The following is a 12,883-nucleotide window of genomic DNA, read 5'->3' on the forward strand; positions in this document are numbered from 1 at the left end:
TAGCGCTTATGGGGATGGGGGGTGAGGTGCGATCCGGCACGGTGCGCTCTCATTACGACGAGCGATCCGTATTACATCACCTGGCGGCCGCCAGGCGGAGGGGTGGCGGAGGGGCGATTCCGCCACCCTCGATCCGCATAAAACTGCGGGAATTTGATTGGCGCGGAACGTGCTGTACGTCCGGGCATGCAGACGCTGATTGAAACGACACAAGACGGGCTCGAGGTTCATGTTCCAATCGACATGAGCCTGGATGAACTATCGACATCGCTCTTGCGAGGTCCTCGTGAACGAGCGCTCGACGAAGGAATCGCGGCATTATCGGATGCGGATCTCTTGGCGATTGTCCTGGGCACGGGTTTGACGGGGTGTCCCGTCGTGCAACTTTCGTATGCGCTCATTGCGCGGTTTGGGGGCTTGGAGGGCCTATCGCGGCTTGGAGCTCGAGCGATTGCCGAACATCCTGGGGTGGGCATGGTCAAGGCGCTGCGTGTGGCCGCAGCGCTCGAAGCAGGAAAACGTGCGGTCGTGAGCGCGCTGCGGCCAAAGCTCGAGCTCATTACGTCGGCAGCGGTTGCCGAATGGTTCACGAGCCGCATTGGCTGGAGGGATCAGGAAGAATTGTGGTCGTTATCGATTGACGGTCGCAATGGCATGCGTAGCGCGCGTCGAATCGCTCAAGGTGGGCTGCACGGAGTTCACCTGACGGCGCGCGACGTGCTCACGGCTGGTTTGCAAGACGCGGCGTCGGCGATCATTTTGGTGCACAACCATCCGAGCGGCGATCCGATGCCATCGACGCAAGACCTCGAAATGACCCATCGAGTCGCCCTTGCTGGACGGGCCATCGGTATGCCGCTCATCGATCACGTCATCGTTTCGAGCACCGGCAGATACTCGTCAATGCTGGACCTGGGTATGCTGCCTAGCAGCTAATGAGTGATTGAAGATAAATTGGCGCCCGGTCAGCATGGTGTGCCCTTCCCCGGACAATGCACCGGATACGCAATCGAACGCGCGGGGATCACAAGGCGAATGCCGTAGAACATGAGGAGTGAAGACCCCTGACCATGCCACCCCGGGACCTCGAACACATTGGGGGTAGAGTATCCACCATTCGAATTCGGCAGAAACTGCTTGTCATCGGGTGGTAGCAATACGCCCCGGCGTGCCTCGAATTGCGCGATCGCCTCTGGAGATGTCGCTCCATACGGATTCGCCTCCTCGATTTGCATCGTCTGAGCCTTCGTGGCGTTCGGGTCCCGCTGGGGCAGGTTATCGGGGGCGGTGGGGCTGCGCGTTGCGTGCGTATGTCTCTTTTACGTCCGCTTGCGCCGCGGCCTCTTTTCATACTCGCACCATACGTATTCGGTTCCTCGATTTGCATCGTCTCAATCTTCCTATCGCCTTCGCCCCCCCCGACATGCCGCCGGTGTGAAAGAAGTTCTCGTATCTTCTACGTACCCTTGGTAGGGTGCTTCATTTCAAAATCTTCAAGGGTCATGAGGTTGTCGAGGAATTCCTGAAGGCTATTCGCCACCACGAACACGTTTCGGTAGTCCTTGACGAAGTCGCCGTCCTCATCGAGTTCGTCCTCGTGATCCCAGAAGTAGATCTTCCCTTCGCGTTCGCCTTTCCAGCCGATGCAGATCGCATTCCCGTTAGCATCATCGGCTATCGGAATGAGATCGGCAGGGATGCGCTCGTCGTACACTTCGCACGCCCGATCCAGTCGCTTACCCTTGGAGCCGTCATGGATGCCATAGAAGGACATCACCGAATTCCCCTGACCGTGCCACTCCGGGACCTCGAACACATTGGGGGTAGGGTATCCACCATTCGACTTCAGCAGAAACTGCTTGTAATCGAGTGGCAGCAACACGCCCCGGCGTGCCTCGAATTGGGTGATCGCCTCTGGAGATGTCGGCCCATACGGATTCGGTTCCTCGATTTTCACCGTCTCGATCTCCTTATCGCCTTCGCGTCCCCGACATGCCGCCGGTGTGGAAGAAGTCCTCATGCACATCTTTCTTGATCAACTGCATCGTCTTTCCATCTTGGTGGTGATGCCACCTGTATTCCTCATCCTGACGCATTTTTTCGGTGATGCCTGCGGCTTTGTCGGCGAGCGCGTTGTCTTTCGGGTAACTCCCCGTAAACTCGATCTGCACGTCTTTCACCGTGGGGTGCCTGTACGGCCTGAAATCCGGAAACCCATCCTTGTCGTAGGTCACGGACACTCCATCGCTGCGCGTGTAGGTGGTCGTTCCATCGGCCTTCTGGTCAATTGAGCCGCCTTTGTCCAACCACTTCTTTGCAACGGGCTGATGCGGTTTCCGCGCGGCAGGCGCAGTGGCCTGCGCTGCTTTTGCCTGCGCTGATTTCGCCTGCGCTGCCTTGGCCGCCTCCGCCACGACGGTGGCCGTGACCGCGACCCCGAGGGCAACCGCAACCGTTTCGATGATGACCTCGGTGAAGACGACCACGACGACCGTGACGATCACGACCTCGCCAAGGTACTTGCGATTCGGCTGCGTCTCCGCGTGCGGCCACGAAGAGAAAGATGGAGGCCGTCGGAGCATGGCTTCGTGGATGACATCCTTGTCGACCTTCATGCCTCGCAAAGCGACGCGGATGCACATGCCGACATCCGGATTGGGCTCGCCCGCCGTCGCTACGTCCAAAACGTGGCCGTTCTCGTCGAGGACCACCTTGGCATCCACTGGATGCCGCACCGAGTCGATGCCTTCCTGAATCAACTCGCCGCATTCCTCGAGCTGCTGCGCCGTATACTCGGGCAATTGCGGTTGTCCGGGCCATCCCGTCGCATGCCGCACTTTGACCGGATGGCAGCCTAGTGGCGCGAGCGACAGCAACATGCAGACGATGAGCCAAAATGAAACGAAGGCTCGAAATGGCTGACACGCGCACACGATGAACCTCACGAAAGCCAAGGCCCGAAATGGCGATTGATTCATGTTTCGATGGTACGACGACGGCGTAACGCGGATCAACGGAAATGGCTTATCCAACCACATCGCACAACGCCTAGCGCGGAACGGTCGTATGGACAGGACGTTCACGTATATCGCGACCACGCATGCTCCAAGCGCCCGTCGACGCATTGGTACCGCCCGTCGACGCACCCAAGCCCGCCCGTCGACGCACCCAAGCTCGCCCGTCGACGCGCCCCAACCGCCCGTCGACGCATTCCTACGGCCCGTCGACGCACCCAAGCCCGCCCGTCGACGCGCCCCAACCGCCCGTCGACGCATTCCTACGGCCTGTCGACGCATTCCTACGGCCTGTCGACGTGCCCTAACCAAGTCGTGCACACGCTTGGGTGCCGCGTCGACGTGCCCGAGCTGCCATCGGACGTGGTTGTAGAGCACGTCGACGTGGTTGTAGAGCACGTCGTCGCAGCCGAGCTTACCGTCGACAAGCTCACGGGATGCGTCGACGAGCCCTGGCAACGGTACGGAAACGTTGTGGTCACCATGCCACGAACGGTGTTGACTTCGCTCCGTCCATGCGCGTAGCCTATGGGTTCGCGTTCAAGCGAAGCACTCTACGAAAGGATTGACACGCAATGAGTACGGGAACGAAGTCACCTTACGTCGGACCGCTCGTTGTCGACGTGACGACGCTCAAAGATCATCTCGTCGACTATGCCCCTGGCGCGCAAGTGGGACTGAAGCATGAGAAGCCTGGAATCGGCGACGTGCTCATCGAGCTCAAAGAAGCGAAGAACGGACCCTTGGCGGCTGCGGGCATATCCACCGAAATCGTGACGCGCATCGAGTCGCGAACCGTGACAATCGACGAAATCCGCAAACACAAAGCCGTTGCGAGGAAGATTTATGAAGTCCTTGGGGAGACAGAAGCGGATCTCGAAAATGCACGCGAAGGCGACATTGCCATCGTTGCGCGGGGGGCACAGACGGCTGCCCAACACCTGGATGCGGGTACGAAGGCGCATTTCGAGAAGACGCTGAAGTATTATTCGCAAATCGCGGACAAGGCCGTCGCGACGCGAAAGAAGAACGCTGCGACCAATGAAGAAGGCGTCGAATGAGCGCCAGATGAACACCTACGGCTGCACGAGCAGCCGAATGCGTGCCCCCTCCCAATAACCGACACCGTAAAGCGGCGCGTCGTCACCGAGCATTTCCAACTCGATGCGCATGTCTCTTTTGCATCCCCTTGGCCCGGCGTGCCTCGAATTGGGCGATCGCCTCTGGAAATGTAGCGCCAAACGGATTCGGTTCCTCGATTTGCATCGTCTCGTTCTCCTTATCGCGTCCCCGACATGCCGCCAGGGTTGTAGAAGTTCTCGTATCTTCTACGTACCCTTGGTAGGGTGCTTCATTTCAAAATCTTCAAGGGTCATGAGGTTGTCGAGGAATTCCTGAAGGCTATTCGCCACCAGGTACACGTTTCGATAGTCCTGTCGGAAGCAGCCACCTTCGTCGATCTCATCCTCGTGATCCCAGAAATAGATCTTCCCTTTGCGTTTGCCTTTCCAACCGATGCAGACGTTGTTACCGAAGGCGTCGTTTGCGATTGGAATGAGATCTGGTGGTACACGCTCGTCATATGTTTCGCAGACAGCGTCAAGCCGATAGTCCGGATCGTCGTGAATCCCATAAAATATACCCAACCCAGACCCCTGACCATGCCACCTCGGGATTTCGAACACATTGGGAGTAGGGTATCCACCATTCGAATTCAGCAGAAACTGCTTGTAATCGGGTGGTAGCAATACGCTCCAGCGTGCCTCGAATTCGGTGATCGCCTCTCGAGATGTCGCGCCAAACGGATTCGCTTCCTTGATTTGCATCGTCCCGATCTCCTTATCGCATCCCCGCCATACTGCCGGTGTGCTAGAAGTTCTCGTATCTTTTACGTTCGCTTGGGCCGCGGCCTCTTGTCATAATCTTCGTGGGTCATGAGGTTATCGAGGAATTCCTGAAGGCTATTCGCCATCAGGTACACGTTTCGGTAGTCCTGTCGGAAGCAGCCATTCTCGTCGATCTCGTCCTCGTGATCCCAGAAGTAGATCTTCCCTTCGCGTTCGCCTTTCCAGCCGATGCAGATCGCATTCCCGTTAGCATCATCGGCGATTGGAATGAGATCGGCAGGGATGCGCTCGTCGTACACCTCACATGCCCACTCCAGGCGATCAACCTTTTCGCCGTCATGGATGCCATAGAAGGACATTACCGCATTCCCGTGACCATGCCACTCCGGGACCTCGAACACATTGGGCGTAGGCCATCCACCGTTCGACTTGAGCAGAAACGCCTTGTATTCGGCAGGGAGTAACACGCCTCGGCGTGTCTCGAATTGGGCGATCGCCTTGCGAGATGTAGCCCCGTGAGGGTTTTCGATTTTCATTCGCATTGTCCCGCTCCTATCGTGCACCCGCCATGCCGCCGGTGTGAAAAAAATCTCTGTGCACATTCTCCTTAATCAACTGCATGGTTTTTCCGTCTTGGTGGTGATGCCAGGTATATCTTTCTCTTTTTCTCATCTCTTCGGTGATGCCAGCGGCTTTGTCAGCGGCTGCGAAGTCTTTCGGGTAGCTTCCCGTAAACTCGATCTGCACATCTTTCACCGTGGGGTGCCTGTACGGCCTAAAATCCGGAAACCCATCCTTGTCGTACGTCACGGCCACCCCATCCTTGCGCGTGTACGTCGTTGTCCCATCGGGGTTGTCCCGCACCGTCCCGCCATTCTTCTCCCACTTCTCCCGGACTGGTTGGTGTGGTTTCCGTGCGGCGGCCGCGTTGGCCTGCGCTGATTTCGCCTGCGCTGCCTTGGCCGCCCCCGACACGACGGTTGCCGTGACCGCGACCCCGAGGGCCACCGCGACCACTTCGATGATGACCTCGGTGAAGACGACGACCACCACCGTGACGATAACGACCTCTCCAATGTGCGCGCGATCCGGCATCGTCTGCGAGTTCGGCCACGAAGACAAAGATGGAGGCCGTCGGAGCATAGCTTCGTGGATGACGTCCTTGTCGACCTTCATGCCTCGCAAGGCGACGCGGATGCACATCCCGACATCCGGATTGGGCTCACCCGCCGTCGTTACATCCAAAACGTGGCCGTTCTCGTCGAGGACGACCTTGGCGTCCACTGGATGCCGTACCGAGTCGATGCCTTCCTGAATCAACTCGCCGCATTCCTTGAGGCGTTCCGCCGTATCCTCGGGCACCTGCGGTTGTCCGGGCCATCCCATCGCATGCCGCACTTTGACCGAATGGCAGCCCAATGGCGTGAGCGAGAACAACATGCAGACAATGAGCCAAAATGAAACGAAGGCTCGAAATGGCTGACACGCGCATACGATGAACCTCAGGAAAGCCAAGGCTCGAAATGGCGATTGATTCATGTTTCGATGGTATGACGACGGCGTAACGCGGATCAACGGAAATGGTGGGGGCCACGTCGTATGCTCGTGTTCGTCACACTCGTGGCCGGGGTGATTTCGTCAGGTTGTGCCGACCTTGCGAAAACCTGTGACAACGATGCCGATCAATGCCAACTCGACCAGTGCACAGCAAGCATTGAGCTCATTTTGTGTCGGTATCCCTGGGGCGTGTTATCCGTCGTGATGAAGCACTTGCTCTTCAACACGATCCCCGTCGTCACGCGTCGTGTCGAAGCGCTCTTGTCGTTCTGGGACCAGCTCGACACGTTACGCTATATCGATGTCTGGCTCAAACCAATGTCATTGACCGATTTGATGGCATTGCGCTTTCGAGGAGAGGTGGCGATGTGGGTCGACCAACCGACGGGGAACATCCGCACGGATCTGCAGAGGGCCATCGATCACGCTGATGAGAACAACCCTTATGCGCCGCCGAAGGACGTTGATTCATTCGCGCGAAGCCATCGAACGAGCCTCTGAGCGTGATGAAGGATGAAACGCTCTTGACATCGGATGGCCCTTGTGATCAGGCGCAATCGTCATGCACGGCGAGTCGTGCCACCATCTGGAACCGAGCTGCGTGCGCACTCGATGCGGCAGCGACCGTCGGTCATGTCACGACGATTCGCAATATTTCGTCGTCGACCAGCAGTCGTTCGGCATGCGACCCGATATCCCACTACTTTTCCCCTAGCCCTTCGCCGCTCGCCGGGGGATGATGCGTAAAGAGACCTGTTTGTCCTGCCCCCGATGCCTCGCCTGCCCGTGACCGAACCAGTCCTGCTCTTTTCGGTCAAGGCGCCGCGCCCTTGGGCGGGTTTCGTCGAACGACACTTACGGCTGCACGAGTAGCCGAATGCGTCCTCAATTCACGTCGATGACGGCGAAACCGGACGGAGCATCCGTCACCTCCTTCATCACGATGACGCCCAGATCCGGTGGGTGTCCCGATCCAATGGCATACGATTGACACCTGAGCCGCAGTCTGATGCCTTCGAACGATGCAAGCTGCCCGCCATTTCGTCGCGCAATGCCTTTGCATCGTCGTGATTATACTGACCAACTTGGGCTTTGCGTGGCTGCTCATGGGCTGTGGCCCTGGTGTCGTCCACGTCGTGCAACCGGATTCGGCGGCCTTTCTGCAAATAACCAATGCCCAAGTGAGCGCTGAGGCGCGGCGTTCTGCGCATATGATGGGGCAATGGGTGCGTGGGCGTCCGCCCGACAAGATCGGCGTCTTGGAGGACAGCAAGCTCCCCGAACCGTACACCCAAGATGACGAACCCGGGGTTTGGCCTTCCGAATATCACTTGGGATATGCCGCGCTGAGGCTCATTCGCGAGCATTATGCGGCCGCTCATCCGGCGTACCGCGTGCCCAAAAACGGCAATATCGAGGAGGTTGTCGACGAGGCTGGCGGAAATGTCCACATCATAGCGGATTTCGACAGGGATCGGCACATTGATCTCGCGGATGTCGAGGGGCGGGTTTTGTTCGAAGTCGTTCCGCGAGGACAAACCCACCGGTCCGCGGCAAACAACAAGGTCGATTGGCATTTGCGCGTGATCAACGGCGCCATGCTCGGCGTTCCGAAGTTCAAATTGGGGACGGGCTACGCGGGCGAGGTAGGTGTGCGCTTCGCCGAACGCACCCAGCCATGGGTTATTCGGTGGGCTACGACGGATCCGGGGGTGGTCGAATACCAATGGCTGGTGCTCGACGCGGAGCAGCAAACCGCAGAGTCCCATGGCGATGCGTACGTGGGCAATCGCTGGCGCGAGCCGACGTTGCGGGAGATATCGCGCTTGGGGCGGGCGCTGCACGAAGTGGTGGAGCGGTTGGTCCAGGCACGCGAGGAGCTGGGACGAGCGCGTGCCGAAGCGACGATACCGATTCTACCCGGAAAAACCATAGCGGACTACCTGCGGTCGGTGACGTTGTGGAGCGCCCACGACGACGATGTTGCGCGGCTGCTCCCGGTGATGCGCGAACCGCCACCGCCGCCCGCGCAGGTGCGTCGGGACGCGCGTTTCGTTGGGCAAACAGCGACGCGAGGTGGCGGTGGTGGCCTCGTCGTGACGGGTGGCCCCGAAGGGTACGATGTCAAGGGAAGACCAGGGAACATGCCGTGGCAACTTTTCATGGGGAGTGCCGCGCACAAAGTCATCGGGAAGGACTACCAGGTCATGCATCCTGGTCATTTGGTATTCACCAACTACGTGACGATCAAAACGATCGTGGAGGAAGCGGGAGGCAAAAAGTCGCTTCTTCTCGCGCATGAAGCCGTGCTCCAGCCCGACATCACGGACATGAAAAAATGGTGGGTGTACCAAATCAAGTCCACGGCTCGAGGCGAGTTGCAGGCGGGCCAAGCCAAGGTCGCGCAAGACATCGCGGCGATCAACCGCGGAATGCCGCCGACGCTCTTCACCCATGGCCTCGCATGGAAAAGAGAAGTCTGGGTGAGGTTCAGGCCAGGCATCACCAACGAGCCCTGGCGGCTTTCGTGGGATACGACGGCCCCGGGCGTTATTCAATACGAGTGGACCAAGCCCGATGCCACGGACTGGACCGACGCGAGCATCAACAAGGCAATCAATGCAGGTCGGTGGGTGGATTTGACGGCGGCGGAGATGCAACAGTACGCAGAGAAGCTCGACGAGTTCGTCGACAATTGGGTCAAACGGGCTGATCGCTTGAGTCTCCTCCAAAGGCTGACGAACGTCGTCGTGATGGTCGTTGGCAATGGCGCCATGATCTACATCAGTCCCGGACTCGCACCGGGCAAACCGATACAACCGGGCGCATCCCCCAAGGCTGGGTCATCGCTTCCGCCATCGCCACCACGTTCGCCGTTGCCAGGTCCCATGTCGCCACCGAGGCCGCCGCAGGTGCCACCGCGTTCGCCGCCGGAGCTGCCGCGCCCACCATCCGGGGCGCGTGTCGGCGACTCCCTGTAGCAACGCACTTGCTATTTGCGGCAAGTTGTGGAACGTCGGGTTTGCCCATGTCCGACCGAGCTGCGACCAACCCCGAAGCCTCCCTGCTTTTCCCTGCCTTCATTTACGGCGACAGAACCACGTGCCGACGGAGGATGAAAGCCGAAGCGAAGAAGTGGGCCAAATGCTACGTGGAGGGCCGCGATTTTCCCGAACCGAAGCTCATCCCCATCCCGCCGGGCTCGGTTGTGTTCACGGAGGAAAGCAGTGCGCATTTCATCGCCGACGGATTCTCGTACAGCAGCGATCTGAGCACCGTCTGGGTCGACGACGACGCGAAGCAAGAGCGACGGCATGTCCAGTGGCGTGTCTACATGCTCTGTAAGCTGCGATTCGATACGTCGGAAGCTGCGGGGGTGCCCTTTGAAGAACGTTTCACCTTTCGTCGGGACTACCTTTCGTTCGTGTGCAGGTATCCCTGGGGGGCGCTTTCCACGGCTACAGAGCGGTGCTTGTTCAACTCCATCGAATTGACGCTTCCGCGCATCGAAGGCGTACTACGGTTTTGGGATGCGCTCGACACCCTGAAATGCATTGATGTTTTTCCCCATCCCATATCGTTTACCGAGCTCATGGTGTTCTATTTGGAGGGGCATGTGGGCATGTGGGTGGATCACCCAACGTGGAACATCCGGCTCGATCTTCGTACGGCGATGGAGCGGATGGGCGCGGCGTCCGAGGATCAAATCTGGGACCGTTTGGTCAAGCGCCTGCGCGATTGTGTCGACATCGAAAAGGACTTGCAGCATCGAGACTGGTTGAAATCACCCGGCGTGATTGAAGGCGAGCTGATTGCATATCAAAAGAATCGGTATGACACGTACGAGGACTTGACCTCTGGCCAACTTCACGCGCAAGGTAGCTTTCTCACCGCCCTTGATAGAAAATACCCCGGCGCCGTGCATTGAGGCGTGTCCGCGAATGCGAGAAAAACCATCGCCACAACCCAGATACACATAAATCAATCTCATGACCCATACTCGACCGACCCAAAAAGGGAACGAGCTCCCCACGACGACTGCCGCCAACCCACGCGGCCGATGGGCCGGTCTTGCTTTCACGATTCTCCCATTCTTCGTTTACATGCTCGCGGCACGCATCCCCTTGCCGACCATCGGTACCGTGAACGTCATCATCCTCCCATGGGTGTTGCTCGAATCGTGCAGCGTCGTCACAGTAGGGATCCTGCCCTGGATCATCGCCGCCGCGACGGTTGAATTCGTTGCCATTGTCGTTCCCGGGTGTCGGCACCTTCGTCAGGGAGGATGGAGCGGACGTGCCGAACTTCGGCGGGCGACGAACATCTTGGGCCTGTTCATCGTCGTACTCCCAGCCTATTCGTTAACGACGCTGATCTCCGATGGCGTGATCATCGCCGAAGGGTTTGCTTGGGAGTTTTATGTTCCATATAGCGGGTCGCTGTGGCGTTTTCCGGCGCCCATGTGCGTATTTGGTGCGCTCGTAGCCGGCTCCATATTCGTCAAACTCTTGGCCGATTTGGTAAGTCGTTGGGGATTGGTCCACGGATACGCCGTGTTCTTCGTCGGAGGGCTTTTGCCCTCTACAATTCGCACGATCGGTTACCTCAATCGGCTTCCTCAAGGGATGGATCTCCTCAAATTGACGGTGACCTTCGTTGTGTGCGGTGTGCTGGTCGTGGTCGTCCTAGCAAAACTTCGATCCGGTCCGAAGCTCGGATGCACAAAGGAAGCAATCGAGTCCGACAAACCGACGGATGGGCGCATCGATCACGCTGATGAGAACAACCCTTATGCGCCGCCGAAGGACGTTGATTCATTCGCGCGAAGCCATCGAACGAGCCTCTGAGCGTGATGAAGGATAAAACGCTCTTGACATCGGATGGCCCTTGTGATCAGGCGCAATCGTCATGCACGGCGAGTCGTGCCACCATCTGGAACCGAGCTGCGTGCGCACTCGATGCGGCAGCGACCGTCGGTCATGTCACGCTGATTCGCAATATTTCGTCGTCGACCAGCAGTCGTTCGGCATGCGACCCGATATCCCACTACTTTTCCCCTAGCCCTTCGCCGCTCGCCGGGGGATGATGCGTAAAGAGACCTGTTTGTCCTGCCCCCGATGCCTCGCCTGCCCGTGACCGAACCAGTCCTGCTCTTTTCGGTCAAGGCGCCGCGCCCTTGGGCGGGTTTCGTCGAACGCCCCGTCGTCACGGACGATGCGATCCTCGTGGCTGGAAGCGGCACGTACGCGCGCCTGTCGCTCGACACGGGCAAACCCATCTTCACCGTTTCGGTGCAGCACGCGAGCGCAGAGAGCTACATCGGCCTGCCGTTTCCGCTGAGCGACGGCCGGACGCTGATGCCTGTCTACGAAAAAGACGCGTGGTTTCGCGTGTTCGTGATCGCACCCGATGGAACGATCGACGCGTCCGATTCCCCGGGCTCCGAAGAACAAGCGCTGGGCAACGACATGCGCATCGTGACGCACGATGCGGGCTGCAAGTTCTTCCTCATGCCGATCGCAAAGGCAACTGGTTTGGGCTCAAACGATTACCTCGTTTCGTGGATATATCGTCAAGTCAGGTTTTTCCGGACGGAATGTCGTTCGCTGAAGACGGGCCTACGCTGGGGCAGTGACGAAGCCATGTTGACGACGACGAGCGGGGTCGTCGTGGGCGTGACGGCTCCCGTGCGAGGCACGGACAAACGCGGAACGATCGTGGCTCGGTCGATTGACGACGGCACGGAGCTTTGGACGCTCGATGCGCATCAGAAGACCGTGGCCGCAGCGTACGCGGGGCTCGTGATGGTGATCGATCGCTCGGCGCGATTCGTCGAGCACGTCACGCGGCGCATTGCGTGCGAAGAAGACCTCATGAATGCCATTGCCGAGGAACCGGGGCTCATGGGAGCCGCGCTCGACCGTTTGCAGCGCGAGCTTTTGTCGCAGCGGCCCTTGCAGACGCCGACGCGGCTTTCGGCAAGAAGCGCGCTCACGGGTGCCGAGCGTTGGAATGCGCTCGTGCCGGGGGAGATCGTGTCCATCGGGACAAACGGCAACGTGCTCGCGCTGGTGGGTGTCGAAGGCACCACGGCGACGCTGTATCGTCATGATTTGGCGACGGGGACATTGCTCGCAGCAACGTCGCTCGGCGCGGGATGGCCCGTATCGCCGCTCGATCCGTGGAGCACGCGTGCTTCGTTCGATCTTTGGTCCACCGAGCTGCCGACCATCGTCGACATGGACGAAGACGTTCTTTTGTGGGCGAGTCCCGAGGCACTTATTGCCGAGCGCATCCATGCGCCGTTCGAGAAGTTGTGGACGTGGACGCTTCCTGCGCCATGTCGAGCGTTTCGGCCTCGCGCCGTGGATCGATTCTTGAGCGAGCCGGCCATTACCGGCGGCCGTGATCGCATCTTTTTACGCGATGGTTGGAGCCTTTGGGGCATTGGTTCCAAACGCTGAT

14 protein-coding genes are annotated in these 12,883 nt (G+C 59.0%); 9 read left to right on the forward strand and 5 right to left on the reverse strand.

Going from position 1 to position 12,883, the window contains the following annotated elements:
• Nucleotides 1-186: 186 nt before the first annotated feature.
• Complete coding sequence (gene radC / locus IPM54_40745; protein ID MBK9266103.1) at nt 187-936, forward strand: DNA repair protein RadC; 750 nt, start codon at nt 187-189, stop codon at nt 934-936.
• A gap of 520 nt (nt 937-1,456) precedes the next feature.
• Here the strand turns inward: radC and IPM54_40750 are convergent.
• A complete protein-coding gene (locus IPM54_40750; GenBank protein MBK9266104.1) occupies nt 1,457-1,957 on the reverse strand; it encodes an SMI1/KNR4 family protein in 501 nt (166 codons plus the stop codon).
• Nucleotides 1,958-1,970: 13 nt separating this feature from the next.
• A complete protein-coding gene (locus IPM54_40755) occupies nt 1,971-2,978 on the reverse strand; it encodes an HNH endonuclease (protein ID MBK9266105.1) in 1,008 nt (335 codons plus the stop codon).
• 611 nt (nt 2,979-3,589) lie between these two features.
• On the opposite strand from IPM54_40755, the gene IPM54_40760 reads away from it, so the two are divergent.
• Complete coding sequence (locus IPM54_40760) at nt 3,590-4,075, forward strand: hypothetical protein (protein MBK9266106.1); 486 nt, start codon at nt 3,590-3,592, stop codon at nt 4,073-4,075.
• Nucleotides 4,076-4,342: 267 nt separating this feature from the next.
• Here the strand turns inward: IPM54_40760 and IPM54_40765 are convergent, their stop codons facing one another.
• The 3 genes from IPM54_40765 to IPM54_40775 form a co-directional block, all read right to left on the reverse strand.
• The gene (locus tag IPM54_40765) at nt 4,343-4,840 is read right to left on the reverse strand and encodes an SMI1/KNR4 family protein (GenBank protein ID MBK9266107.1); all 498 of its coding nucleotides are present in this window, start codon (nt 4,838-4,840) and stop codon (nt 4,343-4,345) included.
• Between the two features lie 62 nt (nt 4,841-4,902).
• Nucleotides 4,903-5,403 carry an SMI1/KNR4 family protein gene (locus tag IPM54_40770; protein MBK9266108.1) on the reverse strand — a complete coding sequence of 167 codons (501 nt, stop codon included), beginning with the start codon at nt 5,401-5,403 and terminating at the stop codon, nt 4,903-4,905.
• Nucleotides 5,404-5,413: 10 nt separating this feature from the next.
• The gene (locus IPM54_40775; protein ID MBK9266109.1) at nt 5,414-6,400 is read right to left on the reverse strand and encodes an HNH endonuclease; all 987 of its coding nucleotides are present in this window, start codon (nt 6,398-6,400) and stop codon (nt 5,414-5,416) included.
• A 66-nt stretch (nt 6,401-6,466) separates the two neighbouring features.
• Between IPM54_40775 and IPM54_40780 the strand changes: the two genes are divergently transcribed.
• The 7 genes from IPM54_40780 to IPM54_40810 all read left to right on the forward strand — a co-directional run bounded on the left by IPM54_40780 (nt 6,467) and on the right by IPM54_40810 (nt 12,882).
• Complete coding sequence (locus IPM54_40780; protein ID MBK9266110.1) at nt 6,467-6,919, forward strand: hypothetical protein; 453 nt, start codon at nt 6,467-6,469, stop codon at nt 6,917-6,919.
• A 2-nt stretch (nt 6,920-6,921) separates the two neighbouring features.
• Nucleotides 6,922-7,158: a hypothetical protein gene (locus IPM54_40785; GenBank protein ID MBK9266111.1), complete on the forward strand. Its 237-nt coding sequence runs from the start codon at nt 6,922-6,924 to the stop codon at nt 7,156-7,158.
• Between the two features lie 282 nt (nt 7,159-7,440).
• A complete protein-coding gene (locus IPM54_40790; GenBank protein ID MBK9266112.1) occupies nt 7,441-9,399 on the forward strand; it encodes a hypothetical protein in 1,959 nt (652 codons plus the stop codon).
• Between the two features lie 47 nt (nt 9,400-9,446).
• A complete protein-coding gene (locus tag IPM54_40795) occupies nt 9,447-10,346 on the forward strand; it encodes a hypothetical protein (protein ID MBK9266113.1) in 900 nt (299 codons plus the stop codon).
• A 61-nt stretch (nt 10,347-10,407) separates the two neighbouring features.
• Nucleotides 10,408-11,265 (forward strand): hypothetical protein, encoded by an 858-nt coding sequence (locus IPM54_40800; protein MBK9266114.1) that lies wholly within the window; start codon nt 10,408-10,410, stop codon nt 11,263-11,265.
• Nucleotides 11,266-11,267: 2 nt separating this feature from the next.
• Nucleotides 11,268-11,504, forward strand: a complete 237-nt coding sequence (locus IPM54_40805; GenBank protein ID MBK9266115.1) for a hypothetical protein — start codon at nt 11,268-11,270, stop codon at nt 11,502-11,504.
• Between the two features lie 31 nt (nt 11,505-11,535).
• Complete coding sequence (locus tag IPM54_40810) at nt 11,536-12,882, forward strand: hypothetical protein (GenBank protein ID MBK9266116.1); 1,347 nt, start codon at nt 11,536-11,538, stop codon at nt 12,880-12,882.
• Nucleotide 12,883 lies beyond the last annotated feature (1 nt).

This window comes from Polyangiaceae bacterium (assembly GCA_016715885.1).
In the GTDB taxonomy this organism is placed as follows: domain Bacteria; phylum Myxococcota_A; class Polyangia; order Polyangiales; family Polyangiaceae; genus Polyangium.

What these genes read in the sequence shown, in the direction of transcription:
- IPM54_40775 (MBK9266109.1), bottom strand. Translation starts at nt 6,400, where the DNA reads ATGAATCAATCGCCATTTCGAGCCTTGGCTTTCCTGAGGTTCATCGTA.
- IPM54_40795 (MBK9266113.1), top strand. Translation starts at nt 9,447, where the DNA reads ATGTCCGACCGAGCTGCGACCAACCCCGAAGCCTCCCTGCTTTTCCCT.
- IPM54_40755 (MBK9266105.1), bottom strand. Translation starts at nt 2,978, where the DNA reads ATGAATCAATCGCCATTTCGGGCCTTGGCTTTCGTGAGGTTCATCGTG.
- IPM54_40800 (MBK9266114.1), top strand. Translation starts at nt 10,408, where the DNA reads ATGACCCATACTCGACCGACCCAAAAAGGGAACGAGCTCCCCACGACG.
- IPM54_40810 (MBK9266116.1), top strand. Translation starts at nt 11,536, where the DNA reads ATGCCTCGCCTGCCCGTGACCGAACCAGTCCTGCTCTTTTCGGTCAAG.
- IPM54_40790 (MBK9266112.1), top strand. Translation starts at nt 7,441, where the DNA reads ATGCAAGCTGCCCGCCATTTCGTCGCGCAATGCCTTTGCATCGTCGTG.
- IPM54_40765 (MBK9266107.1), bottom strand. Translation starts at nt 4,840, where the DNA reads ATGCAAATCAAGGAAGCGAATCCGTTTGGCGCGACATCTCGAGAGGCG.
- radC (MBK9266103.1), top strand. Translation starts at nt 187, where the DNA reads ATGCAGACGCTGATTGAAACGACACAAGACGGGCTCGAGGTTCATGTT.
- IPM54_40770 (MBK9266108.1), bottom strand. Translation starts at nt 5,403, where the DNA reads ATGCGAATGAAAATCGAAAACCCTCACGGGGCTACATCTCGCAAGGCG.
- IPM54_40760 (MBK9266106.1), top strand. Translation starts at nt 3,590, where the DNA reads ATGAGTACGGGAACGAAGTCACCTTACGTCGGACCGCTCGTTGTCGAC.